The organism is Cupriavidus sp. a3, from assembly GCF_051015765.1.
GTDB lineage: Bacteria > Pseudomonadota > Gammaproteobacteria > Burkholderiales > Burkholderiaceae > Cupriavidus > Cupriavidus oxalaticus_A.
In genome coordinates, this window is the sequence record NZ_CP170644.1 from 572,917 (window position 1) to 599,687 (window position 26,771).

Below are 26,771 nucleotides of genomic sequence, written 5' to 3' on the forward strand. Positions count from 1 at the left end.
CTAGCGGATCGACGGCACCGTCAGCCGCAATCCCGCCGCCAGCCGGCGCGGGTCCTCGATGCCGTTCTCGTCGGCAATGGCGCGCCACTCGCCGGCGCGCTCGTAGTAGTCGCCCGCGACCGCGCTGAGGGTGTCGCCACGGCGCAGCACGTGGGCGTGGCTGCGGTCGGGCGAGCTCGGGTTCTGCTTGCCGAGCTGCTGCTCGATCGGGCGCCACTCGCGCAACACCAGGTTGACCGTGGCGCGCAGCGGGATGCCTTCGGGGCTGAACAACGTGAAGCGGCTGCGCACGCTCTCGGCCACGCCGGTGAAGCTGGTGCGCCGCTGGCTGCCGCCCCAGGCCTTGCCGACCTCGTTGCCGGGAAACTGGTCGTTCCAGATGAAGGTGACCACCGGCGGCGCATGCAGCGCCGGGATCATCTTGACCAGCTGGTAGTACTTGTCGGCTTCTTTCGTCACCGACTGCGCGCCGATGCCCATGCCCTTGTCGGTGCTGTCGCAGAACAGCTCCAGCGTCAGCTTCTCGGCATTGCCGCGCACGAACTGCTGCAATGGCGCATCCAGCCCGGGAATGCCGATCTCCGCCATCTGCACCTGCTTGTCGAACTGCAGCTCGGTGGGGTTGAACTGCACCGGGTAGCTGATGGTGTCGGAAGGCTTGGGCCCCACCCGCACCTTGAACTTGCCCTTGGCCGGTATCGTCATGGCGTTGCTCCGTCAGGTCCGCCGGAACCGGTCTCGCCTTCCATCCAGTCGAGGTATCCATTGCCGGTCGAAGTCTCGCTGGACACCTGGCGCTGATGCGCCAGCATCTGCTGTACCGCGGGCAGGATCGCCGCGACGATGCTGCGCACGGTCTGCTCGGACAACCCGCCGGCACCGTCGACGATGCGCACGCGGCTGACCACGCTTTCGATGATGACGTCGCTCAAAACAGGCTCCCGATGGCTCCGGCGGCCTCGCCGATGGCGCCGGCCAGCGCGGCCGCGCCGCCCAGCTGGTAGAGGCCTTCGTGGGTGATGGTGACGGCTTCGACCGCCACCGCGCTCTGCTGGGCATTGAGTTGCGGCCCGCTGTACCTGGTCGGCAGGCCGCGGCGGAAGCCCCATACCGTGTGCGGCTTGTGGCGCGCGTCGCACAGCGTGATCAGGCCGTCCTTGCGCTTGCCGGCGCCCGCCGTGAAGGCGTAGAACCAGTCGAACAGCTCGGTGCTCCTGGTCACGCCGTGGCGCAGCACGATCTCGGTGTTGCGGATGCGCTTTGGGAACTTGAGCACGGTGCCGTTGAGACCGCCCTCCATGTAGTCGTCGGTTTCCATCGTCATCTCCAGTCCGCTGCATTCGCTGAAGCCGGCCACCGGCGCGGGCATCAGCGGCGACAGGGCGATCCGTGTCACCGCCGAACCGGTGGAAGCGGTCGAGTCATACAGCGTGACCAGGAAGTTGAAGCCGAGCAGCGGGTCGCGGCGGGTGGCGAGGCTCATGCGAACTCCTTGCGTTCGAACAGCGAAAACACCGGCAGGTTGTCCTGCCTGCCCACGCGCAGCACGATGAACTCGGCCGGCGCCACCGGCGCGATGCCGACCAGCGCGATCAGCTGGCCGTGCTCGCGCGCGTCGGCGTTGGTGGTGTCTTCGGTGGGATCCTCCTGGCAGCGCACGAAGAACGATTCCGCCGCGGTGGCGCCGGCAAAGGCGCCGCGCTGCCAGAACAGCGTCAGGATGGCGATCAGCGTGGTGGCCACGGCGGCGCGCGTGGGCGCGTCGTTGGGCTCGAACACGGCCCAGCGCAGCGCGATGTCGCAGGCCCGCCTGAGCGCGATCAGCATGCGCACGGTGCTGACATAGCGCCATTCCGGTTCGTCGCTGACGGTGCGCGCGCCCAGCAGCATCGGCGCGCGGCCGAATTCGGCGCGCAGCACGTTGACGCCGGCATCGTTGAGTTCGCCATGCTGGGCATCGTTGACCGCGCTGTGCACGTCGACCACGCGCTGCACCGGCACATTGGCCGGCGCGCGCATCACGCCGAGCGCCAGGTCGGTACTGGCGATGGCACCGGCAACGTGGCCGCAGGCAGGCACGATCCTGACGCCGGCGACGCTGCCGGCAACGGGTGGCGCGGCGCCGTCGTTCTCGGCCACCGCCAGCCACGGCGCGTACAGCGCGGCGGCGCGGGCGGGCTGCTGCTCGACCAGCATGCGGCGCCATTCGGCCAGCGCGCGGATGCCGCGGGCGCGGCTGGTGGCGCGCTCGAACGGCGCGGACAGCACGGCAAAGCGGTCGCCACGCGCGTCGCAGTCGGCGATCAGCGCGGTCTGCACGCGCAGGATGTCGGGCTCGGCAAAGACCGGCGGCAGCTCGGCGACGGCGCGCGGCTGGTGCACGCGGCGCGGCGGCGCGGGCGGCGGGCAGGCGAGGCAGGGATTGGCGGCATCAGGCGGCAGCGGCTCGTAGTCGGGGTCCGGCTGCGGCCGGATCAGGATGTCGGGCGCGGCCACCAGCGAGATTTCGTCGATCTCCGCCAGCGCCTGCAGGCCGCGCGCCTTGCGTAGTCGGGCGAAGTCGCTGTCGCGCGGCGAGTACGGCTCTCCGAGGAAGTCGCTGGCGGTCAGCGCGGCCAGGCCGTCGGCGCCGGACGCAAGCGGCAGCCGCTCGCCGGACGCCGCCGCCAGGGGCAGGGGCGGCAGCGCGGGGGCAAGGCCAGCAATCTCGACCAGTCCGGGCGGCACGGGCAGGGCGCCGGGATTCACCGGCGGCAGGCGCAGCCGTTCGGCCCCGCTGCCATATGCCGGCGCCAGCACGGTGCCGAAGTAGCGCGGGTGCCGCGGCGACGGGTGCAGGTCGCGGTATTGCGCGGCAAAGGCGTCGCGCCGCCAGACGTCGAGCGTGTAGGCGACACGCTCCACCATGAGCGGCTGGGCAGGGTCCAGCGCGCTCCAGGCGAGCTGGTCGGCGCCGCGCTGGCGCGGATCGGGATGGACCCAGTAGAGCTTGCCCGCCGCTGCGTCGACATGCACCAGCACGCGATGCGCGCTCGCCGCCGGCTGCGCCAGCCGCACCAGCTCACCGGGCGCAAAGCCGGCCACGGCGGCCAGCCGTGCACTGGTGCTGTCGGCCGACAAGGCGCGCTGCGTCAGCGGCCGCTCGCGGCGCCACGCTATGCTGAGTTCGTTGCCCCAGCTGCCGGGAGAGGTGGCCGACAGCCGCCAGCGCGGCACGCCCGCGGTGTCCGCCAGCAGCACGCCGGCGCTGCGTGCGCCGCCGCCCGGCGCGGCCTCGTTGCCATCGTCGCCAAACTGCCGCGCGGCCACGCGCACGACCCAGCAGCGCAGGCCGTCGTTGTCGAAGAAGCCGCGCACCGCCCACGCCAGGTAGGCGCTGCCGAACGGGCGCCCGAAGTGCGCCTGGAACTGCCGCCACGATTCCACTGCCACCGGCGTATCGAGCGGGCCGCGCTCGGCCAGCCCGATAAACGCGGCGATGTCGGTGCGCAGCACCACCGGCCCGTCGCTGGCGGCGTCGGTCCGTTCGATGCTGACGGCGGGCATGCCGTGGCGCATGGCGGTCTCCGGTGCTGGGGTTGCGGTTCCGTTCAGGGCGCGGTGCTGATGATCTCGATGGTCAGGCCCTCGTGGTGCAGCTCCATGCTTTCCACGGCCACCTGGTTGCCGGTGGCGGTCAGGCTGGGCCCCTCGATCTTGTTGATCCACGCGTTGACGAAATTCCAGCTCAGCACGTCGCGGTGGGCCTCGTTCATCAGGATCACGCTGCCGTTGCGGCGCTCGTTGGCGCCGTCGGCGATATGGCGGTACCACTGCCACAGCGTGTCGTCCTGCACGTAGCCGCGCTTGAACATCAGCGGCGTGTACTTGCGCAGCCCCTGCAGCTTGCGCACGTTGTTGGTGGGGTCCTTGCCCTCGCGGTAGTCGATCGCGTCGCCGTCGGCGGTCAGGCCGCTGACCTCGCTGAACGAGGCCACGATCAGTCCGTCCAGCTCGACGCGGAAGTTGAAGACCGGGAAGGGATCGATGCGGATGTCGGTGGCAGCCATGGCCTTGCTCCTCGGCTTTCGCTCATTGTTCGCTTATTGCTCCGCGTCGGCCGTCCACAGTCCGATGCGGATGATCACGTACTCGGCCGGCTTGACCGGCGCCACCCCGATCACCACGATCAGGCGCCCGTTGTCGATGTCGTCGCGGGTCATGGTGGTGCGGTCGCACTTGACGAAGAAGCCTTGCTCGGGCGTGGTGCCTTCCAGCGCGCCGTTGCGCCACACCGTGGTCAGGAAGTTGGTGATGCTGCGCCGCACGCGCGCCCACAGCTCTTCGGCGTTGGGCTCGAACACCACCCACTGCATGCCGCGGTCGATCGAGTCTTCCAGGAAGATCAGCAGGCGGCGCACGTTCAGGTACTTGAACTCGCTCTCGGAGGTGATGCAGCGCGCGCCCCACACGCGCAGGCCGCGGTTGTTGGGCCGGAAGTCGCGCACCACGTTGATATTGGCCGGATACGGGTTGAGGATGTCCTGCTCGCCCTTGCTGAAGTAGCGCGTCAGCCCGCTGATGCCGCGCACGACTTCATTGGCCGGCGCCTTGTGCACCCCGCGCTCGTTGTCCACGCGGGCATAGATGCCGAGCATGTGTCCGGACGGGGGAATCGGCACCTGCCGCAGGTTGGCCAGGCTCTGCGGGAACGGGTCGGGAATGGTCAGCCACGGGTGGTAGACCGCGGCATAGCGCGAGTCGTAGCGGCTGCGCAGGTCCTGCACGTCGGCCAGCGTGTCGTTGTCGGGCGGCGGGCCGTCGAGCACGGCGAAGCGGTAGCGCATCGCCTCGCACTGGTCGATCAGCGCCTGCTGCAGGGCCGCGGTGGTCTGGCCGGGAATCGCGACCAGCGAGATGTTCTGCGGGTTTTTCAGTGCCTGCAGGCCGGTGCGCAGGTCGGGCTCGTTGTTGTCGGTGCCGGCGTACATGGGATCACCCATCAGCGGCACGGCATCGCTGCCGCCGGACAGCGGCAGGCGCGCGGGGCGCACCAGGCCGGAAGGCAGCACGTCCAGCAAGGCCTCCGGCCCGAGCCGGATCGCGGTGCGGTTGGCGATCACCGGCTCCAGGTCCAGCACGCGAATATATTGCGACGCCCCTTCGGAGCGCCGGTCCCAGCGCCGCAGCGGGTTGCCGGCGTCGTCGGCGGGCGCTCCCGGCGTGAAGGTGGCGCCGATCACGCGCTCGAAATAGCGGCTGTGGCGCGGGTCCATCGACAGCTGGCGGAAGCTCTCCTGGTCCAGCAGGTTGTCGTTGCGCGTGGGTACGGCGGGGTCGGGGCGCTGGCGCAGCAGCACCGTCAGGCTCCACTCGCGCGAGCGCACACGGGCGTTGAGGCCGGCCATCAGCGCGTTGTTGACGGCGTTCATATGTGCTGCCTGCAGCCCGGGCGGGTCCAGCAGCACCAGCCGGCTGGCGCGGTCTACCGCGCGCGCCTTCAGCAGCGGGGCGCCGGCCACCGGCGCGCCGTCGGGTGCGAGCAGCTCCAGGATGGTGCCGGGCTCGATGCCGGTCAGCGTGGCCAGCTGCAGCGACGAGAACATGCCCGGCCCCGGCGGCGGGTTGGCGGCCAGCACATTGGCGTTGGCCGCGAGGCTGCTGGCCTCGTCCGCCGCGGCGACCATCAGCCGGTCGCCCCAGCCGCCGGCGTCCAGCGCCTGCACCGCGAACAGCCGGTTGCGCTCGGCCACCACCGCGCCCGCGGCGTGGCTGAAGTCGAGGCGGTCGTCCAGTTCGATCTCCAGCGGGCTGGCATTGGCCGCGGCGCCGTCGAGGCGGTGGAAGTAGGCAATGCCGTCCGCGGTGGTGAAGCGGACCACTTCCGGCAGCACCGCACCATAGGTGGTGCCGTCGCCAACCAGCAATTGATCGCTGCCGTCGGCGGGCGACAGCACCAGCGTGGCCGGCTGGCGCGTGGTGTCGACCACCACGTCCTGGCGCGCGACCTCGACGCCGCTGGCATGGCCCCCGCTCAGCGGGTGCGCCAGCTGGACCACGCCGGCGTCGGGCGAGACGCCGCGCTCGCCCAGCATGCGCGCGATGGTCACGTATTCCTCGTCCGGAGATGCACCGATGCGCAGCACGTCGCCGGCATCGAGGCCGAGGCGGTTGTCCAGCGCCAGCGTCGCGGCGCCGGCGCCGGCGGCCTGGGTGGTGTGGCGCAGCGCGAAGCTGGCGGTGGCGCCTGCGGCGGGCGCCGCGGGCAGCGGGGCCTGAAGCGCGACCGCGCCCACTGTGGTGTTGACGGCGCTGATGGTGCCGGTATCGGCGCCGATGGTGATCGACATGCCGGGCGCCAAGCCGTCGACATCGTCCAGCGGGATCACGTCGGGGCGCAGCAGGGACTGCGCCGTATTGGCATTGCCGCCGACCGTGACCGCGGTGCCGGCGGCAGGCGCTGCCGCCAGCGCGGTCGCCAGCACCACCGCGCGCAGGTCGGGCAGCACGGTCGCAACCAGCGCGGTATCGCCGGCATTGTCGAAGGTCATGCCGGTCTCGACGCCGTTGACGCTGTCGAGCGGCACCACGCGTTCGGTCGGATAGGCCACCACGCTGGCCGCTATCGCGCCCACCTGCACGGCATCGCCGGCGGTCAGCGCCGGGCCTGGCAGCGGCGCGGCCAGGCGCACCAGGCCTAGGGCCGGGTTGACCGCCGCCACCACCTGGTTGTTGGCGCCGAAGGTGAAGGTCATGCCGGCGCTCATGCCGGCCACGGTATCGAGCGGCACCACCACATTGGTCGGCAGGTCCACGACCGTGCGCGCGTCGTCGTCCAGCGTGACCAGCTGGCCGATGGTGCCGGCCGGGTAAGGCGCGTAGGCGGGCACGTCCAGCGGCAGCTGCGCCAGCGTGCCGACGCGCTGCACTTCTTCCTGCGCGCTGCCCACGCCGACCACCACCAGGTTGCCCGCGGTGCTGAAGCCGGGCCCGAACAGCAGCAGGCCGCCGGCGCTGGCCGCCACGTCCAGGTTGACGCTGGCGCCGGCCGGGATGTCGAGGCCGTCGACCTGCGCGCCGCGCGCATGCGGCAGCCGCAGCGGGGTTTCCAGCAGCACGCGGGCCTCGGTCGTACTTAGCCCGACCACCGCGGCGGCAAACACGTACTCGGCACCATCGACCTGCAGCAGCTGGTGCGTCAGCGGCAGCAGTGTGGTGATCAGCGCGGCGGTGCCGCTGAGCACCACTTCGGTGGCGCCGGCGCGGGTGTCGTCGCGCAGCGTGAAGGGGCTGAGCGTGGCGTTCACGGTGACGGCGATATCGCGCGTCGGCGCGCCGGCCGCGTGCGAGAAATACAGCGGCAGCGTCAGCGCGGTATGGGCCGGCGCCGCACCCAGCGCCTGCACCTGGCGGTAGTCGGCGCGGCTGCCGTCGCCTACGCGCACCCAGTCGCCGACGCCGAAGTTGCCGGGATCGAGCACGTACAGCCGCGGCAGGTTGATGGCCGTGCCGGTGTCCTGCAGTGCCGGGCGCAGCAGTACGCTGCCGCCGATGGCCGCATTGGCCAGGTCGAGGTGGAACATGTCGCGCCGCGCGCGCTCGGCCTGCTCCGGCAGCACGCGCGTGACCCAGGCGCGCTTGCCGCCGTTGAGGAAAAAGCCCTCGACCGCATGCGGCAGGTAGCTGTGCACGCGTGCGCCCGGCCCGGTGAACTCGTCCGCTGGCAGCATGCCGCCGAACAGCCGCTGGAACTCGCCGAAGCTGGTGACCAGCTGCGGCACGTTCAGCGGGCCGCGCTCGGTCACGCCGACCAGCCCGGTGGTGCTGGTGCTGACCCCCTCGATCGGCTTGTTGCTCGCCTGGGTTTCCTCGACGTAGACGCCGGGTGCGAGATATTCGGGCATATTGGTTCCCCTATGCGGTTGCGGGACGGAACAGGAGGGCGTAGTTCATTCGCGTCATTCGAAAGCCACCGGCAGGACCTGCTCGGCCAGCCCGTAGTCGGGCTCGATGGTCAGCAGCAGCGGTTGCGGCGGCGCGGGGTGCGTGGCGCGCAGCCGGAACAGGGCCAGCCGCGAGATGCGCGGCAGGCGGAAATAGCCGTCGGCGTCGGCGGCGGTGGCGTAGTGCTCGATGCGCTGGTATTCGGGCGGGTTGGCGCCGTCGTCGACCTGCACCAGCGACAACGCCGGCCACGGCGCGGCCGCCGCCAGGAAGGCGCACGGGTCGCCCGCCTGCGCCGCGCGCGACAGGTTGCGCGGGTCGTGCGTGGCGGGGATGCTGGCGGGCACTGCCTGCGCCTGGCGCCGGTGCAGGTGCCTGAGCGGGTAGTCGAGTTCAACCCAGGCCGGCTGGTCGGCGGACAGGCTGGTATCGACCGCATGGATGCCGATCACTTCCCGGCGTTCGGCATCGCCGGCGTCGATCACCAGCGGCATGCCGGGCGCCAGTGTGTCGCGGTTGTCCAGCCGCAGCCGGCGCGCGCCCGGCGCGGCGGGCTGGAGCAGGCGCTTGGCCTGCGGCAGGTCTTCGACCAGGTCGCAGCGCGCCAGTGCGGCCACCGCATGGCTGCGGTAAAGCCCAGGCGACAGCGCTACCAGGTTGGCCGGTTCCATCACCGCGGCAGGCATCACGCCAGCGGGCGGATAGGTCGGCCATACGCCGTCGATCTCCACCGTCGCGCCGGGCAGGGGCAAGTTGGCCGCCGTGTCGCGCCGCACGACGCGGCCTTTGCAGGCGACCCCGGTCCGGTGCAGGAAGACATCGCCGTGGTCCAGCGCCGTGAAGTCGCCGGGGAAGGCGGGGAACGGGCCGAGCGTGCCGTCGAGGTCGAGTGGCAGGTAGCCGTGGGCTTCGATCCGCATTGGTATCGCGGCAGCGCCAGATGCCAGGGCCGGGAAGACGCTGGCCGGCCAGCCGGCGAGACCCGCCAGGCCATCGCGCGTGATGCGCTGGGCCACGTGCAAGGCCAGGCGCCGGTCGGTCGTGCCGACCCGGCTGGCCTGCACCGGCCGCTGCGTGATCTCATCGATCAGCCGCGCCTGTACCAGTGCGCGCAATCTTGCGCCCGCCGGCTGCAGCGGGTCGGGGCAAAGGTGCCAGGTGGCGGCGCCGATGGTTTCCGGGCGGCAGTCCATCATGCCGGCTCCTGCACGCTGGCGATGCCGTGTTCGGACAGCACCGAGTCCACCGGCGTGACCCGCTCCGGATCGTGGCCCGAGGCGATCGGCACGATGCTCATCTCGAACGACACGCAAAGCTGGTAGGGCTTGTCGAGCGCGTCCCAGACGCGCGTGATCTCCTCCAGCGACAGCGGCTCCAGCCGCACGAAGAACTCCAGCCCGGAGCCGGCCAGCGTGCCGGCCAGGCGCGCGCCGCTCAGGCTGGCGTCGTCGTGGAAAAGCTGCAGGATCTTGCCCAGGATCAGGTGCTCGAGGTCGGTGGCGTCTTCGCGCTCATCCGCGACCTGGGGCGTGACCAGGAAATGCAGGCGCAGCGGCAGCGGGCGATGTTCGATGCGGTCGGCGGCGCTGCGCCGGGGCGGGCGGTTGAGCGTGAATTCCTCGCGCTGGACCAGGTAGAGCCACAGCGACAGGCCTTCGCGATCGCGCTCTTCCAGCTCTTGCGGCGTGTCCAGCGAGACGATCATGGTGCCGATCGCGTCCGGCATCGGGTCGGCCGGATCGAAGTACGGCGACAAGTCCGGGTCGTCGCGCAGCGCCTGCTCGATATGGCGGCGCAGGCTCTGGCAGGCATCGCGTATCGCTGTCTTCATCGCTCAGTTCCCGTTGCGCGGCGCGCTGTCGTTGCCGTTGCCGAAAGCGGCGGCGGCGCTGTAGAGGAAGTCTCCCGAGGGCAAGCGCCTCGCCTGCAGCATCCCGTCCCGCACAAGCGCCTCCAGCGCCCGCAGTACCACCGCAGGGTCGGCCTGCGCGCCGGCCGGCAGCCACCAGCGGGCAATGCCGTTGCAGGTATCGGCGGCCCGCGGATTGCGGCGCACATACCGGACCACCTGCAGCGCCACGGCGGCTGCACTGGGGTCAAGGCCTGAGACCGAGCTGTCGACCATATCGTGGCTGTCGCGGGTGGGGCGGGTTGGCCAACCCAATGTGCAACAAGCGGGCCAGGCCGGCCAGGCCTTGCAACCGGCGGCACGGCGGGGGAGGAGGGAGCGGGGGTGGGGCGCCGCGGACCCGGCGGACGCGGCGGCTTTCGTGGAAAAACAGCGGGTTGCGCCGAAGGCGGGGTGGGGTGCGAATGGCCCGGGCGCGGCGCGGGGCGCCCACCCCGCCCGCGTGTGGCGTCTAGCGTGCCAGCTGCAGCGTCAGGATGCCGGCCAGCACCAGCCCGGTCGCGATCAGCCGCCGGCGATCGAACGGTTCGCGCAGCAGGAAATGACCCAGTAGCGCGGCAAAGATCACGCTCGATTCACGCAGCGCCGCCAGCTTGGTCACCGGCGCCAGCGTCATCGCCCACAGCATCAGCGCGTACGAGCCCACGCGGTTGATGCCGCCGATCCAGGCGCGCTTCCATTCCGCGCGCAGCAGCGTCAGTAGTGCGCTGCCGCGCCGGTTCAGCGCGTAGGCGGGCATGAAGATGTGCGACATCGCCTGCAGCCAGACGATGTAGGTGAAGACTTCGCCGTAGCGCTTGACCGCCGTGCCGTCGATCACGGTCCCACCGGCCAGGCACGCGCCGGCCAGCAGCGCAAAGCCGAGCAGGTCCGGCGACTGCCGGCGCCAGCGCACCAGGCTGACCAGGCCGCAGCAAATCAGGGCGATGCCGGCATAGCCGCCGGGGCCGAGCCGCTCGGTGCCGGTCAGCAACAACAGGACCGCCACCATCATCGGCGCCGAGCCGCGCATCAGCGGATAGGCCTGGCTGAAGTCGCCACGGTTGTAGGCGGCCACCAGCGCCAGCTTGTATACCACTTCCAGCGCCACCGTGGCCAGCAGGAAGGGCCAGGCCTGCGGCGCTGGCATGGGTACGAGGAACAGGAAGGGAATCGCCACCAGCAGGCAGAAGGTGTCGATCAGCGCCATCGACGACAGGCGGTCGCCGCCGATCTTGACGATGGCGTTCCAGGACGCGTGCATCAGCGCGGACAGCATCACGGCGGCAAAGGCGACGCCGTGGAAGTCGGTGGGGAGGGGCATCGGAAGTGTGTCTGGACCCGGGGTTTGCTCCCCTCTCCCGGCCCCTCTCCCGCGCGCGGGAGAGGGGCCGGGAGAGGGGAGCCTGCTGCTAGCGTTGGGAGGTAAAGCCGATCATGCCGCCTGCGCCAGCGGTGCCTGCATGTCAATCCCCATTTCTCGCAGCACCTCGCCAACCGCCGTCACCACATTGCGCATTTCGTTGTCGTCGATCGCGCCAATGCAGCCAACCCGGAACGTCTCCACCTGCGTCAGCTTGCCCGGATACAGGATGTACCCGCGCTCGCGCACCTTGCCATAGAACGTCTTGAAGTCATAGCGCGCATCCGCCGGCGCATGGAAGGTGACGATGATCGGCGCCTGCACCGCCGCAGGCAGGAACGGCCGGAAGCCGAGCTCGCCCATGCCTCGGATCAACGCATCGCAATTCTTGCGATAGCGCGCCCCGCGCACTGGCTGCCCGCCTTCTTCCAGGAACTGGTCCAGCGCCGCGCGGAACGCCGCCACCACGTGCGTGGGCGGCGTGAAGCGCCACTGCGTGGTCTTCTGCATGTAGACGTACTGGTCGTACAGATCGAGCGCCAGCGAATGGCTGTTGCCCTGGCTGGCTTCCAGCACATCCTTGCGCACCAGCACGAACCCCATGCCCGGCACGCCCTCGATGCACTTGCCGGTGGCAGCCACCAGCGCATCGAACGGCATGGTGCGCGCGTCGATCTCGATCGCGCCGAACGAACTCATCGCATCGACGATCAGTCCCTTGCCAAGCCGCTGGCACAGCGCTGCAATCTCCGGCAGCGGGTTCAGCACGCCGGCGCCGGTCTCGCAATGCACCTGCGCCACGTGCGTGATCGACGGGTCGCGTGCGAGCGCCTGCTCGATCAGCGCGGCCGTGGCCGGCTGGTCTTCGGGGAGCGGCAGTTCCACGCCGGCGCGGCCCAGCACCTTGCAGATCTTCAGGATGCGCTGGCAGTACGCCCCGTTCTGCGGCACCAGTACCTTGCCGTCGCGGGGCACCACGTTGGCAATGGCGGCTTCCACGGAAAAGGTGCCGCTGCCCTGCATCGGCACGCACACATGGGTGCCTTCGCCGTGGACGATGCGCACGAGGTCATCGCACAGGCTGCGCGTGATGCTGTTGAAGCTGGCATCCCACGATCCCCAGTCGCGCAGCATGGCCTGCCTGGTCGCGAGCGAGGTGGTGAGTGGGCCGGGGGTCAGAAGGATCGGGTCGTTGCCGCGGATCATTGGGAACTCCTCGTTGTGAAGGAGATTGGGGAAGGAGAAATTGCGTATTGGAAGAGTTCAGTCGCTTGCCTGGCCCTGGCGCCATGCCTGGGTCTTGCGGTCGAGCACGCGTTGCAGCAGGTAATAGAGCAGGCAGGCCAGCGCGGAGGTCACCACCACCAGCGTGGCCATGGCCGCCGCCGGGCCGATGTCGCCGGACTCGTCCAGGTTGACGATCTCGACCGAGGCCAGCTTGGTGTCGGCGCCGTAGAGGAACACCACCGCCGACACCGTGGTCATGGCGTTGATGAACAGGTAGCGCGAGATCTCCAGGATGGCGGGCAGGCAGGCCGGCACAGTGACTTTGAAGAAGGTCTTGTAGAAGGGCACCTTCAGCGATGCGGACACGGCCTCGAACTCGCTGTCGAGCTGCTTGAGCGCGGTCACCGCGGTCAGGTGGCACGACGCGTAGTAGTGCACGATCGTCACCAGCACCAGGATGCCCAGCGTCTGGTACAGGCCATGCAGCGGGTTGGCCTGCGGCACGAAGAAGAAGATGTAGCCCAGCCCCAGCACCAGTCCCGGCACGCCCATCGGCAGCACCGCCATCAGCCGCACGAAGCCGCGCAGCCAGTCCAGCCCGCGCGTCTTCTCCAGCAGGTAGGCGGTGGCGAAGATAAACACCGGGCCGATCACCGCGGCCAGCGCGGCCATGCGCACGCTGTTCAGGTAGGAATCGACCACGCCGCCCTCGACCAGCCCGACGCGGTAGTGGTTCAGCGACAGCGAGAAGTTGTACGGCCACAGCTTGACGAAGGACGCATAGATCGCCATGCCCATCACCGCCACCATCAGCGCCGCCATCAGCCAGCAGAACGATGCCATGGCGAGGTCGAAGCGGCGGCTGCGGCGCGGCACGTAGGGCACCGAGCGGGCCGACATCAGCGCCATCTGGCGCTTCTGCACGCGCGCGTCGACGCAGTAGGTGACCGCCACCGGCACCAGCAGCATCAGCGACACCACCGCGCCCTGCGAGAAGTCCTGCATGCCGATCACCAGCTTGTAGATATCGGTGGCCAGCATATGGAAGTTGCCGCCGATCACCTTGGGGATGCCGAAGTCGGAGATCGCATAGGTGAACACCACCATCGCCGCGCTGACCAGCCCATAGCGCGCGCCCGGCACGGTGATGGTGAAGAACTTGCGCACGGTCGAGGTGCCCAGCGCGTCGGCCGCCTCGTACAGCCGCGCGTCGGTCAGCGACAGCGCCGTGACCAGGATCATCAGCGCATGCGGAAACGTGGCGAACACCAGCGAGGCGACGATCCCCAGCGGCCCGTAGATCTGCGTGCTGCCCATCCACGGCTTGAGCAACCCCTGGTTGCCGAACCAGAAGATAAAGGAAATGGCTGCCAGCAGCGACGGTGCCAGCAGCGGGATCAGCGCCAGGTTGCGCAGCAGCCCCTTGCAGGCAATGCGGCTGCGCGTCAGCGCGTAGGCAAAGGTAAAGGCCAGCGGCACGGTGATGCAGGTGGCCAGCGCCGAGACCCACAGGCTGTTCCACACCGAGCGCAGCAGCGCCGGCGATTCGAAGTAGGCGCGGAAATGTGCGATCCCCGCCAGCGAGCCGTCGCGGTTCTGCACGCTCTTGGCCAGGATCATCGCGATCGGAGCCAGCACGAAGCAGAGCAGGGCGACTGCGGCCAGTGCCAGCAGCAGGTGCGCGAGCCGGTCGCTCCAGTGCGCACGCACCGAGGTGGCAACGAACGCGGGTGGCGCCGGCAGGGAAGGCCTCGTGCCGGGACTGGAAATCCCGGCCGGCACGGCGCCCGGGGCGGTATCGGTAGCCGGCGCAGTGGCCGGCGCCGTCGAGAGGCTCAGGCGCATGCGTGGCGGAAGATACGAAGGCGGTCGGCGGGGATGGCCAGGCGCAGGCGGTCGCCGGTATTCGGGCGCAGTTCGTGCAGGTCATTCAGCGAGAGGTCGGCGCACAGCGTGCCCGACGCGGCATCGGGCAGTCGCAGCGTCAGGCGCGAGAACGCGCCCAGGAACTCGATCTTGTCTACGGTGGCCTCCAGCACATTGGGCCCGTGCTGCTCGACGCCGCGTACGCAGACGTCTTCCGGCCGGAAGAACACCTGCACCGCTTCCTCCGCGCCGCAGCCGGCCGGTGCGTGGCAGTGCATGCGCACGCCGCCAAGATGCAGCGCGCCGTCGCTGCCCACGCGCGCGCCCAGCATGTTGGTCTTGCCGACGAAGTCCGCCGCAAAGGGCGTGGCCGGTCGCTGGTAGACCTGCGCCGGCGTGCCGACCTGCTCGATCACGCCCTGGTTCATGACCACGATGCGGTCCGCCATCGACAGCGCCTCTTCCTGGTCGTGCGTGACCAGGATGGTGGTGATGTTCAGGCGCTGCTGCAGCGCGCGGATCTCGCTGCGCAGCCGCACGCGCACGCGTGCGTCGAGCGCGGACAGGGGTTCGTCCAGCAGCAGCAGGCCGGGCGAGGTGGCGAGCGCACGCGCGATCGCCACGCGCTGCTGCTGGCCGCCGGAGAGCTGCGCGGGGTACTGGCTGCCGCGGTCGGGCAGGCTCACCAGCGTCAGCAGTTCATCGACGCGCGCGCGGCGCTGGTCGCGCGGCATGCGCCGGTTGACCAGGCCGTAGGCGACGTTGTCCGCCACGGTCAGGTTGGGAAACAGCGCATACGACTGGAACACGATGCCGTAGTCGCGCTCCATCGGCGGCAGCGTGGAGATGTCGCGCCCGCCCTGGTGGATGGTGCCGGCGTTCTGCGATTCCAGTCCGGCGATGATGCGCAGCAGCGTGGTCTTGCCGCAGCCGGACGGGCCGAGGAAGCACAGCAGCTCGCCCTGGCGCACGTCCAGGTCGATGTGATGCAGCGCGACAAAAGGGCTGGCGCCGCTGCCGAAGCGCTTGTGGATGCCTTTCAGGCTGAGATAGGTCTCAGCCGTGGAGGTTGGGGAATGCATGGCGTGGGATCCTCGGCGATGTTGTCGTGGCAGTAGTCCGGCGCTCGCGCGCCGGGCCCAGGCGTTCCCGGATTACTGCTTTTCCGACTTGCCGGCGTACCGCTTCTGCCATTCGTTCAGCACGCGCTCGCGGTTCTTGGCGATGTAGCTGAAATCATTCTTGACCAGCATCTGCTCGTAGTTCGCAGGGATGGTCTCGACCTTCCGGGCCACACCCGGGTAGGTCACGATGGCCCAGTCCCTGGCGAACAGCTGCGCCGCTTCCTTGCTCGCCAGCCAGTCCAGGTAGCGCTGCGCGGCCTCCTGCTTCTTGGTCCCCTTGACGATGCCGGCGGCCTCGATGTCATAGCCCAGCCCTTCCTTCGGGAAGATCATCTCGATCGGCGCGCCCGAGGCCAGCGTCTTGTGCGCGCGCAGCTCGAACGAGATGCCGATCGGGAACTCGCCCGCGCCCGCCTGCTTGCACGGCTTGGAGCCGCTGTGCGTGTACTGGGCGATGTTCTCGTGCAGCGCGTCCATGTACTTCCATCCCTCCTGCTCGCCGAACAGCTGCAGCCATGCGGTCACGTCGAGGAAGCCGGTGCCGGACGACGCCGGGCTGGGCATCACGATGGCGCCCTTGTAGACCGGCTTGGCCAGGTCCTTCCAGCTTTCCGGGCGGGGCAGGTTGCGCTTCCTGGCTTCGATCGTGTTGAAGCAGACCGTCGCGCCCCACACATCGAGGCCCACCCACGACGGCGGCGTGGCCTGGTCGCTGTAATGGCGCGTCAGTTTTTCGAAGCCCTTGGGGGCGTAGGGCATCAGCATGCCTTCCTGCTTGAGTAGCTCCAGGCTGGATGCGGCCAGGCCGGCGATCACGTCCGCTTGCGGATTGGCCTTTTCAGCGAGTGCCTTGGCAGTGATGACGCCGGTGGAGTCGCGCACGTACTTCAGCTCGATGTCGGGCGCGACCTTGGCGAAGCCTTCGGCGTATGGCTTCAGCGTTTCGATTTCCCACGCGGTGTAGACGGTCAGGGTGGTTTTCTGCGCCAGCGCGGTGCTGGCGGCGCCCAGTGCGAGCAGGGCGGCGGCGGTGTGCAGGGCGGACTTGATGGACAGTTTCATGAGGCCTCCGTTTTCCGGCATTGTAGGTGGAGATATGTGTCATTTTGGTGAATATGTTGCAACGTGTGGCGCGGCGTTGCACAGCCATGTATCACCTTGAAACCCTTGTTCTACAACACTCGCAAGACATGTGCCCAGCTATTTCCAGCTTTTGCGTCACCCTGTTGGTGCCACCGATGTCTTGATTGTTGACAATATACAAACCGCTTGCTTTAATCGCAACAAGGATTTTCGATATTGCTGAATCCGTCACAAACGGGAGTTTTTCATGTCACGCCAAGTCCCGCTGGCGAGCGAAATCACCATCCTGCAGAGCCAGTCGCTGACCACGCTGGTCCAGCGCGAACTGGAGCTGCGGATCATGTCCGGCGAACTGCCGCCGGGAGCCAAGCTCAACGAGGTCGAAGTCGCGGGCCAGCTCAACGTTTCGCGCGGCCCGGTGCGTGAAGCGTTCCGCGCGCTGGAGCAGGCCGGCCTGCTGCGCACCGAAAAGAACCGCGGCGTGTTCGTGCGTGCCATCTCGGTGCGGGAAGCCGACGAGATCTATGAACTTCGCGCGGTGCTCGATGAATTCGTCGGCCGGCAACTGGCGGCCCGCATCACGGCGGAAGGCTTGCGCGAACTGCGCGCGCTGGTCGAGGCGCTGGGCGCCGCCAGCGCTGCCCGCGACCTGGACGAATACGCGCGCCTGAACTTTGCCTTCCACGACCGCATGGTCGAGCTGGCCGGCAACGGCAAGCTGCTCGACACCTACCGGCGCCTGGTCAAGGAGCTGACGCTGTTCCGGCGCGAGGCGCTGTCGGGCAGCAACGCGGCCATGCCCGATTCCACCCGCGAGCACCGCGCCATCGTCTCGGCCATCGCCGCGCGCGACGGCGAGCTGGCGGCGCGGCTGATGCGCGAGCACGTCGAGCGCGGACGCGCGCGCATGCATGCCGCTGTCGATCCCGATACCGCCGGTACCGCCGGCACCGGTGCGGCCGACTGACGACCACAACCATCGATTCCCAAACACTCGCACACCGGACCGCCACCATGCCCGATACCAACGTTCCCGCCCGCACCATTACCGTCAACCAGCGCTGCTACCGCTGGATGCAGCAGCCCGTCGTGGTGGTCTGCGTCGACGGCTGCGAGTTCGACTACCTTGAGGCCGCAGCCGCCAGCGGCAGCGCGCCTTACGTCAAGCAACTGCTCGCCAGCGGCTCGTCGTTCCGCGGCGCTTGCGTGGTGCCCACCTTCACCAACCCGAACAACCTTTCCATCGTCACCGGCGCGCCGCCCGCGGTGCACGGCATCTGCGGCAACTATTTCTTCGACCGCAGCGCCAATGACGGCCGCGGCGAGGAAGTGATGATGAACGACCCCAAGTACCTGCGCGCGGGCACCATCCTGGCCGCGTTTGCCGGCGCCGGCGCCAGCGTCGCGGTGGTGACCGCCAAGGACAAGCTGCGCCGCCTGCTCGGCCACGGCATGCGCGGCATCTGCTTTTCGTCCGAGAAGGCCGACCAGGCCACGGTGGCGGAGAACGGCATCGACGGCGTGCTGGAACTGGTCGGCATGCCGGTGCCCGATGTCTACAGCGCCGAGCTGTCCGAGTTTGTCTTTGCCGCCGGCGTGCGGCTGATGGAAACGCGCCGCCCCGACCTGATGTACCTGTCCACCACCGACTACATCCAGCACAAGTTCGCACCCGGCTCGGACGGCGCCAACGCCTTCTACGCGATGATGGACAAGTACCTCGCGCGCCTGGATGAACTCGGCTGCGTGGTGGCGCTGACGGCCGACCACGGCATGAACGCCAAGCACGACGATGCCACCAAGGCGCCCAACGTGATCTACCTGCAGGACCATCTGGATGCATGGCTTGGCCGCGGCGTTGACGAGGGCGGGGCGCGCGTGATCCTGCCGATCACGGATCCCTATGTGGTCCACCACGGCGCGCTCGGCTCGTACGCCACCGTCTACCTGCCCGAAGGCGCCGACCGCGACGCGCTCAAGGCCCGGCTGTCCGACCTGCCGGGCGTGGAAAGCGTGCTCGACAACACCGAAGCCTGCGCGCGCTTCGAGTTGCCGTCCGACCGCGTGGGCGACCTGGTGGTGACTAGCGACAAGCACGTGGTGCTGGGCACCAGCCGCAGCCGCCACGACCTGTCCGGGCTCGATGCGCCGCTGCGCTCGCACGGCGGCGTCTCGGAGCAGACCGTGCCGCTGGTGTTCAACCGTCCGACGGCCGGCATCCCGGGCAAGACCGTGATGCGCAATTTCGACATCTTCGACGTGGCGCTCAATCACCTGCACTGAACCTGCACTGAACCTGCACCGAGAGCTGCACTGAGAGCTGCACCGCGGCCCGCAGCGGGCCGTTGCTCCCGTACTGACCGGAGAAATCCCATGAATGCCCCCCATTTCCCTGCAGGCACCGTCAGCCCGCACTTCCGCGCGGAGGCGCTGCGCATCGATGGCCAGAAGATCGTGCGCGAGCGCGTGATCGAGGTGCGCAACCCGTATGACGGCACGCTGGTGGGCACCGTGCCCAAGGCCACGCTCGACGACGTGCGCCGCGCCTTCGGCGTGGCGCAGGCGTACCGTTCCAAGCTGACCCGCTACGAGCGCGCCGCCATCCTGAACCGCGCCGCCGCGCTGCTGCGCGAGCGCACCGAGGAAGCGTCGGACCTGATCACGCTGGAGTCCGGCCTGTCCAAGAAGGACTCGCTGTACGAGATCGGCCGCGTGGCCGACGTGCTCGGCTTCGCCGCCACCGAGGCGCTGCGCGACGACGGCCAGCTGTTCTCCTGCGACCTGACCCCGCACGGCAAGAAGCGCCGCGTGCTGACCCAGCGCGAGCCGCTGCTCGGCGTGATCTGCGCCATCACGCCGTTCAACCACCCGATGAACCAGGTGGCGCACAAGGTGGCGCCGTCGATTGCGACCAACAACCGCATGGTGCTGAAGCCGTCGGAAAAGGTGCCGCTGTCGGCGTACTACCTTGCCGACCTGCTGTACGAGGCCGGGCTGCCGCCGCAGATGCTGCAGGTGGTCACCGGCGACCCGCGCGAGATCGCCGATGAGCTGATCACCCATCCGGCCGTCGACCTCGTCACTTTCACCGGCGGCGTGGCCATCGGCAAGTACATCGCCAGCAAGGCCGGCTACAAGCGCGTGGTGCTGGAGCTGGGCGGCAACGATCCGCTGATCGTGCTGGCCGACGCCGACCTCGAGCGCGCCTCCGACCTCGCGGTGCAGGGCTCGTACAAGAACTCGGGCCAGCGCTGCACCGCGGTCAAGCGCATGCTGGTGCACCAGGCGGTCGCGGCGCGCTTCACCGAAATGGTGGTGGAGAAGACCCGCGCGTGGACGTATGGCAACCCGATGGACCGTGGCGTCGACATGGGCACGGTGATCGACGAAGAGGCCGCCATGCTGTTCGAGGCGCGCGTCAACGAGGCGGTGGCGCAGGGCGCGCGGCTGCTGGCCGGCAACCAGCGCATCGGCGCCAGCTACGCGCCGACGGTGATCGACCGCGTCGACCCGGCGATGACGGTGGTGCGCGAGGAAACCTTCGGGCCGGTATCGCCCATCATCACCTTCCGCGATATCAATGATGCGATCCGGATTTCCAACGGCACGGCGTTCGGCCTGTCGTCGGGGGTCTGCACCAACGATATCGAGGCGTTCACGAAGATCGCCAACTCGCTGCATGTCGGCACGGTGAACCTGTGGGAAGTGCCGGGCTACCGCATCGAGCTGACGCCTTTCGGCGGCATCAAGGATTCGGGGCTGGGCTACAAGGAAGGCGTGCAGGAAGCGGCCAAGAGCTTTACCAATTTAAAGACGGTGACGTTGCCGTGGGCGTGAAGTATCAAGCGCGTTGATTCGACCGCCGGTCTGCTCGCTCTCACGCAAGCGGGAGAGCGAGCAGGTCCGCGGTAATTGGCTGCCACCATGCCAATCACACCCGCGCTAGAATCACCGCTCAGCTAAACACGCTCCCGGAGTCCCCGTGCTCGCCGAACAACGGCAGAAATACATCCTCGACCAGCTCTCCGCCACCGGCGCCCTGGCCATCAGCGAGCTGGTGGCCGAGCTCGACGTCTCGCGCGAGACCATCCGGCGCGACCTGAACACGCTCGCCGGCCGCGGCCTGCTGGTGCTGACCCACGGCGGCGCGCTGGCCTCGGACCGCACCGAGCCCGACACCCAGGCCCGCGCCGCGGTCAATGCCGAAGGCAAGCGCGCCATCGGCGTGCGCGCCGCGGAACTGGTGCGCGACGGTGCATCGCTGATCCTGGACTATGGCACCACCACCCATGCGGTGGCGCAGGCGCTGCACGGCCACCACAACCTGCTGGTCTACACCAACGACCTTGCCATCGCCCAGCTGCTGGGCCGGCGCAACGGCAACCGCGTGATCGTGCTTGGTGGCGAGCTGCAGGACAATGAAGACGCGACCCACGGCTGGGACACCATCGAGCAGCTGTCGCGCTACCACACCGACTTTGCCTTTATCGGCATCGGCGGCGTCACGCCCCGCGGCGAGATCTGCGACTTCTCGCGCGCCGCGGCCGAACTGCGCAGCCGCATGCTGATGGCTGCCGACACCCCATGCGTGGTAGCCGACTACACCAAGTTCGGCCGCAACACCGGCGTGACGATCAAGCACTTCAACCTGGCTGCCTGGCTGATCACGGACATGGCGCCCGAGCCGGAAATCGGGGCGGCGCTGAAGGAGCGCGGCGCCAAGCTGCTGATTGCCTAGCCGCGCGGCAAGTCGTTTTTCGATCGCATCTGTGCGCTGATCGAACGAAAAGCCCCGCTGTTCGCACCAAAATGTAGCCTTCACGTGGCAGTCACAGGTGTTTTGACTGCCACATGCCCCATGCTGGTGCTACAGTTTCGGGTTGCCAGACAGGCACGGCATGCCGTCAATGTCCGGACAATTGGAGGCCACCCACCTTCCCCCCGGCGCAACGCCAAACGGCTCCAGAGACCGGCACCAGCCGGCAGGGCCGTCAGACCAGACACAGCACCAGCACAGCAGAGACATCGTGAACGTTCCTTCCCTCGACGCATTCCTGGCGGGGGTCGCCCGCCGCGACCCCAATCAACCTGAATTCCTCCAGGCCGTGAAGGAAGTGATGATGACGCTCTGGCCGTTCGTCGAGCGCAATCCGCGCTACGCCGACCAGGCCCTGCTCGAGCGCCTGGTCGAGCCCGAGCGCGTGATCCAGTTCCGCGTGGCCTGGACCGATGACCGCAACCAGGTGCAGGTCAACCGCGCCTTCCGCGTCCAGCACAGCTCGGCGATCGGCCCGTACAAGGGCGGCATGCGCTTCCACCCGACCGTGAACCTGTCGGTGCTGAAGTTCCTGGGCTTCGAGCAGACCTTCAAGAACGCGCTCACCACGCTGCCCATGGGCGGCGGCAAGGGCGGCTCGGACTTCGATCCCAAGGGCAAGTCCGACGGCGAAGTGATGCGCTTCTGCCAGGCGCTGGTGACCGAGCTGTACCGCCACCTCGGCCCCGACACCGATATCCCGGCCGGCGACATCGGCGTGGGCGCGCGTGAAGTCGGCTTCATGGCCGGCATGATGAAGAAGCTGTCGAACCAGTCCGCCTGCGTCTTTACCGGCAAGGGCCTGGCCTACGGCGGCAGCCTGATGCGCCCGGAAGCGACCGGCTACGGCACCGTCTACTTCGCCCAGGAGATGCTGCACCGCCGCGGCCGCGAGTTCGACGGCCTGCGCGTGCTGATCTCCGGCTCGGGCAACGTGGCGCAATACGCTGCCGAGAAGGCGATCGAGCTGGGCGCCAAGGTGCTGACCCTGTCAGACTCCGGCGGTGTGCTGCACTACCCGCAAGGCATGACCACGGCGCAGCTGGCCGAAGTCATGGCCTTCAAGAACGAAGAGCGCGGCCGCCTGCTCGACTTTGCCGACCGCCACGGCATGCGCTTCGAAGCCGGCCGCACCCCGTGGCACGTGCCCGCCGACGTCGCGCTGCCGTGCGCAACGCAGAACGAGCTCGACGGCAACGATGCCGAAACCCTGCTCGGCAACGGCGTGATCTGCGTGGCCGAAGGCGCCAACATGCCGTCGACGCTGGAAGCGGTGGACCGCTTCGTCGACGCGAAGATCCTCTACGCGCCGGGCAAGGCCAGCAACGCCGGCGGCGTGGCGACCTCCGGCCTGGAGATGTCGCAGAACGCGATGCGCCTGTCGTGGCACCACGCCGAGGTCGACGAGAAGCTGCACGCGATCATGAAGGACATCCACCAGAACTGCATCCACCACGGGCAGAAGGCGGGTGGGTATATCAACTACGTGGAAGGGGCGAACATTGCCGGCTTCGTCAAGGTGGCGGATGCCATGCTGGCGCAAGGGGTGATCTGACGATCTGACCCGGACGCGGCCGGTGCAATGCCGGCCGTCGGCACGACGGAGGCCCACCGGAGCCAGGCTCCGGGATAGTGGGCCGTCCGATACCAGGGCCGGCCGCTAGCCCTTTTTCCCGGGCTGCTGGAACAGTGCGCCGGCCTCCTTGACGTTCTGCTCGGCGCGCTTGCCGATCACGGTCAGCGCCTCGGCCTGCGCCTTCTGCGCGGTCTCGGCCAGCTCGCGCATGTTTTCGAACGCCCGCTGCAGCGCCTGCTGCACCAGCTCGCCATGCTTGGCCATGGCCTCGGCCGGATTGCCCGTGGTGCCGTACTGCTGCGCCGCGGCCTGCAGTTGCTGCATGGTCTGCATGAAGATTTCCTGCTGCTTTTGCATCACGGCCTGCATGCCCTCGTAGGCCAGCTTGTTGGCCTCGGTCAGGGCCTCGATATCCTTGCGGCGCGCCTCGATCACGGCGTTCATGTCGAGGCCCGGCACGCGGAACTGTTCCATCAGCTTGGTGAAATCGGCAAAAGGATTGGGAGGCGTGGCCATGCTGGATCTCCTGGTGGGGGAAGTGTGAGCAGGGGTGGAGCGGGCCGCGGGACGGCCCTGCGCCGGATTTCACTCCACTATAGCCGGAATCCGCACACTTCTAGCCGTCAATCGAGGAAGACCCTAAAGTTAAAGTTTCGGTCCCCCATGCCGTTGGCATCCATAGCCCGCGCCTGCGCCGGCCCGTCGGGCCCGCCCGCGGACGACAAGAGCGGAGAACGCAGCGCCCACCGGGCGCCGGCACTTCGCCGTAACCAGTCCTAATCAGGTAGAAGACATGAAAAATCTAGGAATCGGGGTCCGCCTCGGCATCGGTTTTGGGGTGGTATTGCTGCTGTCGGCGCTCATGACGGTATTCGGCATGATGCGCCTGCAGCAGGTGGCAGAGCGCACCCACGCGATGATGCAGCAGCCGCTGACCAAGGAGCGGCTGGTCAGCGACTGGTACCGGCTCATGCACACCAGCGTGCGCCGCACCACCGCGGTGGCGCGCAGCGCCGACCCTTCGCTGGGCCAGTTCTTTGCCGCCGAGACCAAGGCGTCGATCGAAGGCATCGCGCAGCTGCGCGACAAGCTGCAGCCGATGCTCAGCTCCGAGCAGGAAAAGGCAGCGTTCCAGAAGATCCTGAGCGTGCGCGACCCGTATAACAACGGCCGCGACAAGATCACCAAACTCAAGCAGGAAGGCCTGACCGAAGAGGCCAACCAGGTGCTGGAGAAGGAATTCGTCCCCGCCGGCGACGCCTACCTGGCCGAGATCCAGAAGCTGCTCGACATCCAGCGCACCAGCATCGACGCCACCGCGCGCGAGATCAACGATATCTACGTCAACGCGCGCAACAGCCTGATCGGGCTGGGCGTGGTGGTGCTGGCGATCGGCATCGCATTCTCGGTGTGGCTGACCAGCGGCATCACGCGCCCGCTGCACCGCGCCGTGGCGGTGGCCCGCACCGTGGCTTCCGGCGACCTCACCAGCCGCATCGACGTCGACAGCCGCGACGAGACCGGCCAGCTGCTGCAGGCATTGGCCGACATGAACGCCAATATCCTGCGCATCGTGCGCCAGGTGCGCGCGGGCACCGAGTCGATCGTGTCGGGCACCAGCCAGATCGCGGCCGGCAACACCGACCTGTCGCAGCGCACCGAGGAGCAGGCTTCGTCGCTGCAGCAGACCGCGGCCAGCATGGAAGAACTGACCAGCATTGTGCGCCAGAACGCGGACAATGCGCGCCAGGCGAGCACGCTGGCGGTCAATGCCTCGGATATCGCCGAGAAGGGCGGCGCAGTCGCGGGCAAGGTGGCCGAGACCATGGAAGAGATCAACGGCGCGTCGAAGAAGGTGGTCGACATCATCGCCGTGATCGAAGGCATTGCCTTCCAGACCAATATCCTGGCGCTGAACGCGGCGGTGGAAGCGGCGCGTGCCGGGGAGCAGGGCCGCGGCTTTGCCGTGGTGGCGGGCGAAGTGCGCAGCCTGGCGCAGCGCAGCGCGACCGCGGCCAAGGAGATCAAGGCGCTGATCGGGGATTCGGTGGATCGCGTCGAGAAGGGCTCCATGCTGGTGACGCAGTCGGGCCAGACCATGGAAGAGATCGTCGCGGCGGTCAAGCGCGTGACCGACATCATGGGCGAGATCAGCGCGGCGTCGGCCGAGCAGAGTTCGGGGATCGAACAGGTGAACCAGGCCGTGACGCAGATGGACACGGTGACGCAGCAGAACGCGGCGCTGGTGGAAGAGGCGGCTGCGGCGGCGGGTTCGCTGGAGGAACAGGCGCAGCGGTTGAAGGAGGCGGTGGCGACGTTCAGGCTGGTGGCCTGACGGTGATCCGCTGGTTTTCTCCCCTCTCCCCCTGGGAGAGGGGCGGGGGAGAGGGGAGCACTCCCCCCCCCGGCGCTGGCCTTACCGCGCCTTCAAAAACTCCCCCACCTCCAGCAACACCAGCTCATTGTCATCCGCGCGATTCGGTTCGCGGCTGCTGCTGAAGGGCAGGTTGTTGTCGTTGCCGACCACGATATGCGTGGCATCGACCAACTCGACGTTCTCGATGGTAAAGAACGGGAACGCCAGCACGCCATCGGTCAGCGGCTTGCGCGCCAGCTTGCGCGGATCGGCAATGCGCAGCATGTCGATGTAGCCGACCTTGCGCACCGGTCCGCCGGCATTGGCGTCGGTCAGCTCGACCTTGTAGACCCGCTTGAACTTCGCCACATCGTCGAAGCAATCCGGCCGCTTCTGCCCCGCCGGGCAGGCCTTGTCCGGCGTGCCCTCGCCGTTGTCGCGCTCGATGATCAGGCCGTGGCTGGCGTCGATCATGTTGAAGTCACCGATGGCGTGGCTGGCGCCTTCCAGCACGTACTTCCAGTGGCGGCCGGTCCAGGCCTGCTGCTTCACGTCGAATTCCAGCACGCGCAGGTACGGCTTGCCGCCCTCGCTCTCATAGGCCCTGGCGTCCTCGTTCCACAGGGCGCCTTCCAGCAGCGCATACAGCTTGCTGCCGTCGGGCGACGATGCCATGCCCTCGAAGCCCTTCGAGCGCTTTACCTGGAACTTGATGCCGGCGTCCGGCGCGCCGGGCGTGGTCACCGCCGGATGGTCGGGCGAGCGCACCAGCTTGCCGCCGGCCATGGTTTCGAACACCGCCAGCACCTTGCCGCTCATGTCGGCCTTGATCAGGAACGGACCGAACTCGTCGCCGATCCAGATGGCGCCGCCCGCGAACTGGAAGCTCTCGGTGTCGAAGTCCGAGCCGGTCAGGTAGCGCTGCTTCGTGCCCTCGTGGACGATGCGGAATGGCACCTTCTTGTCCGGATCGTGCAGGAAGATCGTCTTCAGCCGCCGGAACTGGCCGGTGCCGAAATCCACCTTGTACTGGTTCAGGTACAGCATGAAGTCAGGCGAGTTGGCCTTGGCGCCCGCGCCGTTGTCGGTCAGCAGCCAGAAGCTGCCGTCGGCCATGCGCTTGATGCCGGAGTGCCCCTGGGCCGGCTGGCCGCGGAACGGCAGCGAGACGCCGGTCGGCCGGCCGTTGGACTTGCCTTCGATCGTGCCCGGCGCCTCGGTGCGCTGCGCGGTGGTGAACTTGCCGCTGACCTGCAAATCCGCCGGGGCGTCCTTGGGCGCCGCCAGCAGGGTTTGCGCGGGCAGCACCGCATGGCCGGCGAGCGTGGCGGGGAAGGCTTCGGGCGCATCGGCCCACGCCGGCAGGGCGCCCAGCAGCGCTGCGGCCACGGCGAGCCGGGCCAGCGGCAGGACAGGCAAAGGTCGGGACATGATCGGTTCCTTGGCGTTGAGAGGACAAAAGACGACATTGTCGGCGTCAAGTTTGACAACTCTGTGATCCGTCGGGCGCACCTGGGGCATCGGTGGCCTGACCCCAGCTTGTCCCGAA

Annotated in this window: 22 protein-coding genes; 6 read left to right on the forward strand and 16 right to left on the reverse strand. The window is 68.5% G+C overall.

Annotation, left to right across the window (positions count from 1 at the left end):
- The 14 genes from ACAD63_RS24565 to ACAD63_RS24630 all read right to left on the reverse strand — a co-directional run bounded on the left by ACAD63_RS24565 (position 1) and on the right by ACAD63_RS24630 (position 16,453).
- Positions 1–705: a LysM peptidoglycan-binding domain-containing protein gene (locus ACAD63_RS24565; RefSeq protein ID WP_434034483.1), complete on the reverse strand. Its 705-nt coding sequence runs from the start codon at positions 703–705 to the stop codon at positions 1–3.
- Complete coding sequence (locus ACAD63_RS24570) at positions 702–932, reverse strand: hypothetical protein (RefSeq protein ID WP_133095685.1); 231 nt, start codon at positions 930–932, stop codon at positions 702–704. The genes ACAD63_RS24565 and ACAD63_RS24570 overlap by 4 nt, the downstream gene beginning before the upstream one ends.
- Positions 929–1,483: a phage tail protein gene (locus ACAD63_RS24575; protein WP_133095684.1), complete on the reverse strand. Its 555-nt coding sequence runs from the start codon at positions 1,481–1,483 to the stop codon at positions 929–931. Before ACAD63_RS24575 ends, ACAD63_RS24570 begins: the two co-directional genes overlap by 4 nt.
- The gene (locus ACAD63_RS24580; RefSeq protein WP_434034484.1) at positions 1,480–3,558 is read right to left on the reverse strand and encodes a phage tail sheath family protein; all 2,079 of its coding nucleotides are present in this window, start codon (positions 3,556–3,558) and stop codon (positions 1,480–1,482) included. The genes ACAD63_RS24575 and ACAD63_RS24580 overlap by 4 nt, the downstream gene beginning before the upstream one ends.
- Positions 3,559–3,590: 32 nt before the next feature.
- The gene (locus ACAD63_RS24585) at positions 3,591–4,049 is read right to left on the reverse strand and encodes a phage tail protein (protein ID WP_133095682.1); all 459 of its coding nucleotides are present in this window, start codon (positions 4,047–4,049) and stop codon (positions 3,591–3,593) included.
- 33 nt (positions 4,050–4,082) lie between these two features.
- A complete protein-coding gene (locus tag ACAD63_RS24590; protein WP_434034485.1) occupies positions 4,083–7,883 on the reverse strand; it encodes a phage tail sheath C-terminal domain-containing protein in 3,801 nt (1,266 codons plus the stop codon).
- 54 nt (positions 7,884–7,937) lie between these two features.
- Positions 7,938–9,119: a hypothetical protein gene (locus tag ACAD63_RS24595; RefSeq protein ID WP_135703019.1), complete on the reverse strand. Its 1,182-nt coding sequence runs from the start codon at positions 9,117–9,119 to the stop codon at positions 7,938–7,940.
- Positions 9,116–9,754 (reverse strand): DUF4255 domain-containing protein, encoded by a 639-nt coding sequence (locus ACAD63_RS24600; protein WP_133095679.1) that lies wholly within the window; start codon positions 9,752–9,754, stop codon positions 9,116–9,118. Before ACAD63_RS24600 ends, ACAD63_RS24595 begins: the two co-directional genes overlap by 4 nt.
- A 3-nt stretch (positions 9,755–9,757) precedes the next feature.
- Positions 9,758–10,003, reverse strand: a complete 246-nt coding sequence (locus ACAD63_RS24605; protein WP_135703018.1) for a hypothetical protein — start codon at positions 10,001–10,003, stop codon at positions 9,758–9,760.
- A 280-nt stretch (positions 10,004–10,283) separates the two neighbouring features.
- Positions 10,284–11,135, reverse strand: a complete 852-nt coding sequence (locus ACAD63_RS24610) for an EamA family transporter (protein ID WP_135703017.1) — start codon at positions 11,133–11,135, stop codon at positions 10,284–10,286.
- A gap of 111 nt (positions 11,136–11,246) precedes the next feature.
- Positions 11,247–12,380, reverse strand: coding sequence for a 2-aminoethylphosphonate--pyruvate transaminase (locus ACAD63_RS24615; RefSeq protein ID WP_434034486.1), 1,134 nt, complete (start codon positions 12,378–12,380; stop codon positions 11,247–11,249).
- Positions 12,381–12,437: 57 nt separating this feature from the next.
- Positions 12,438–14,246 (reverse strand): putative 2-aminoethylphosphonate ABC transporter permease subunit, encoded by a 1,809-nt coding sequence (locus tag ACAD63_RS24620; protein ID WP_135703015.1) that lies wholly within the window; start codon positions 14,244–14,246, stop codon positions 12,438–12,440.
- On the reverse strand, positions 14,237–15,349 hold the full coding sequence (locus tag ACAD63_RS24625; RefSeq protein ID WP_135703014.1) for a putative 2-aminoethylphosphonate ABC transporter ATP-binding protein: 1,113 nt from the start codon (positions 15,347–15,349) through the stop codon (positions 14,237–14,239). The genes ACAD63_RS24620 and ACAD63_RS24625 overlap by 10 nt, the downstream gene beginning before the upstream one ends.
- A gap of 72 nt (positions 15,350–15,421) precedes the next feature.
- Complete coding sequence (locus ACAD63_RS24630; protein ID WP_135703013.1) at positions 15,422–16,453, reverse strand: putative 2-aminoethylphosphonate ABC transporter substrate-binding protein; 1,032 nt, start codon at positions 16,451–16,453, stop codon at positions 15,422–15,424.
- A 268-nt stretch (positions 16,454–16,721) separates the two neighbouring features.
- On the opposite strand from ACAD63_RS24630, the gene ACAD63_RS24635 reads away from it, so the two are divergent.
- The 5 genes from ACAD63_RS24635 (at position 16,722) to gdhA (ending at position 22,845) form a co-directional block, all read left to right on the forward strand.
- On the forward strand, positions 16,722–17,441 hold the full coding sequence (locus ACAD63_RS24635) for a phosphonate utilization associated transcriptional regulator (RefSeq protein ID WP_135703012.1): 720 nt from the start codon (positions 16,722–16,724) through the stop codon (positions 17,439–17,441).
- 47 nt (positions 17,442–17,488) lie between these two features.
- On the forward strand, positions 17,489–18,757 hold the full coding sequence (gene phnA, locus ACAD63_RS24640) for a phosphonoacetate hydrolase (protein ID WP_135703011.1): 1,269 nt from the start codon (positions 17,489–17,491) through the stop codon (positions 18,755–18,757).
- A gap of 90 nt (positions 18,758–18,847) precedes the next feature.
- A complete protein-coding gene (gene phnY, locus ACAD63_RS24645; RefSeq protein ID WP_135703010.1) occupies positions 18,848–20,311 on the forward strand; it encodes a phosphonoacetaldehyde dehydrogenase in 1,464 nt (487 codons plus the stop codon).
- Between the two features lie 145 nt (positions 20,312–20,456).
- On the forward strand, positions 20,457–21,212 hold the full coding sequence (locus tag ACAD63_RS24650; RefSeq protein WP_434034487.1) for a DeoR/GlpR family DNA-binding transcription regulator: 756 nt from the start codon (positions 20,457–20,459) through the stop codon (positions 21,210–21,212).
- Positions 21,213–21,501: 289 nt separating this feature from the next.
- A complete protein-coding gene (gene gdhA, locus ACAD63_RS24655; RefSeq protein ID WP_135703009.1) occupies positions 21,502–22,845 on the forward strand; it encodes an NADP-specific glutamate dehydrogenase in 1,344 nt (447 codons plus the stop codon).
- A 105-nt stretch (positions 22,846–22,950) separates the two neighbouring features.
- On the opposite strand, the gene ACAD63_RS24660 is transcribed toward gdhA, so the two are convergent.
- Positions 22,951–23,382: a phasin family protein gene (locus tag ACAD63_RS24660; RefSeq protein WP_133094258.1), complete on the reverse strand. Its 432-nt coding sequence runs from the start codon at positions 23,380–23,382 to the stop codon at positions 22,951–22,953.
- A 277-nt stretch (positions 23,383–23,659) separates the two neighbouring features.
- Between ACAD63_RS24660 and ACAD63_RS24665 the strand changes: the two genes are divergently transcribed.
- Entirely contained in the window at positions 23,660–25,201 is a 1,542-nt protein-coding gene (locus ACAD63_RS24665; RefSeq protein WP_133094259.1) for a methyl-accepting chemotaxis protein, read from the forward strand.
- A gap of 81 nt (positions 25,202–25,282) precedes the next feature.
- Here the strand turns inward: ACAD63_RS24665 and ACAD63_RS24670 are convergent, their stop codons facing one another.
- A complete protein-coding gene (locus ACAD63_RS24670) occupies positions 25,283–26,653 on the reverse strand; it encodes an esterase-like activity of phytase family protein (protein ID WP_434034488.1) in 1,371 nt (456 codons plus the stop codon).
- Positions 26,654–26,771: the final 118 nt, after the last annotated feature.

Excerpts from the sequence above, each read along its gene's own strand:
- ACAD63_RS24565 (WP_434034483.1), bottom strand. The coding sequence starts at position 705 with ATGACGATACCGGCCAAGGGCAAGTTCAAGGTGCGGGTGGGGCCCAAG.
- ACAD63_RS24575 (WP_133095684.1), bottom strand. The coding sequence starts at position 1,483 with ATGAGCCTCGCCACCCGCCGCGACCCGCTGCTCGGCTTCAACTTCCTG.
- ACAD63_RS24580 (WP_434034484.1), bottom strand. The coding sequence starts at position 3,558 with ATGCGCCACGGCATGCCCGCCGTCAGCATCGAACGGACCGACGCCGCC.
- ACAD63_RS24585 (WP_133095682.1), bottom strand. The coding sequence starts at position 4,049 with ATGGCTGCCACCGACATCCGCATCGATCCCTTCCCGGTCTTCAACTTC.
- ACAD63_RS24590 (WP_434034485.1), bottom strand. The coding sequence starts at position 7,883 with ATGCCCGAATATCTCGCACCCGGCGTCTACGTCGAGGAAACCCAGGCG.
- ACAD63_RS24595 (WP_135703019.1), bottom strand. The coding sequence starts at position 9,119 with ATGATGGACTGCCGCCCGGAAACCATCGGCGCCGCCACCTGGCACCTT.
- ACAD63_RS24600 (WP_133095679.1), bottom strand. The coding sequence starts at position 9,754 with ATGAAGACAGCGATACGCGATGCCTGCCAGAGCCTGCGCCGCCATATC.
- ACAD63_RS24610 (WP_135703017.1), bottom strand. The coding sequence starts at position 11,135 with ATGCCCCTCCCCACCGACTTCCACGGCGTCGCCTTTGCCGCCGTGATG.
- ACAD63_RS24615 (WP_434034486.1), bottom strand. The coding sequence starts at position 12,380 with ATGATCCGCGGCAACGACCCGATCCTTCTGACCCCCGGCCCACTCACC.
- ACAD63_RS24620 (WP_135703015.1), bottom strand. The coding sequence starts at position 14,246 with ATGCGCCTGAGCCTCTCGACGGCGCCGGCCACTGCGCCGGCTACCGAT.
- ACAD63_RS24625 (WP_135703014.1), bottom strand. The coding sequence starts at position 15,349 with ATGCATTCCCCAACCTCCACGGCTGAGACCTATCTCAGCCTGAAAGGC.
- ACAD63_RS24630 (WP_135703013.1), bottom strand. The coding sequence starts at position 16,453 with ATGAAACTGTCCATCAAGTCCGCCCTGCACACCGCCGCCGCCCTGCTC.
- ACAD63_RS24635 (WP_135703012.1), top strand. The coding sequence starts at position 16,722 with ATGTCACGCCAAGTCCCGCTGGCGAGCGAAATCACCATCCTGCAGAGC.
- phnA (WP_135703011.1), top strand. The coding sequence starts at position 17,489 with ATGCCCGATACCAACGTTCCCGCCCGCACCATTACCGTCAACCAGCGC.
- phnY (WP_135703010.1), top strand. The coding sequence starts at position 18,848 with ATGAATGCCCCCCATTTCCCTGCAGGCACCGTCAGCCCGCACTTCCGC.
- ACAD63_RS24660 (WP_133094258.1), bottom strand. The coding sequence starts at position 23,382 with ATGGCCACGCCTCCCAATCCTTTTGCCGATTTCACCAAGCTGATGGAA.
- ACAD63_RS24665 (WP_133094259.1), top strand. The coding sequence starts at position 23,660 with ATGAAAAATCTAGGAATCGGGGTCCGCCTCGGCATCGGTTTTGGGGTG.
- ACAD63_RS24670 (WP_434034488.1), bottom strand. The coding sequence starts at position 26,653 with ATGTCCCGACCTTTGCCTGTCCTGCCGCTGGCCCGGCTCGCCGTGGCC.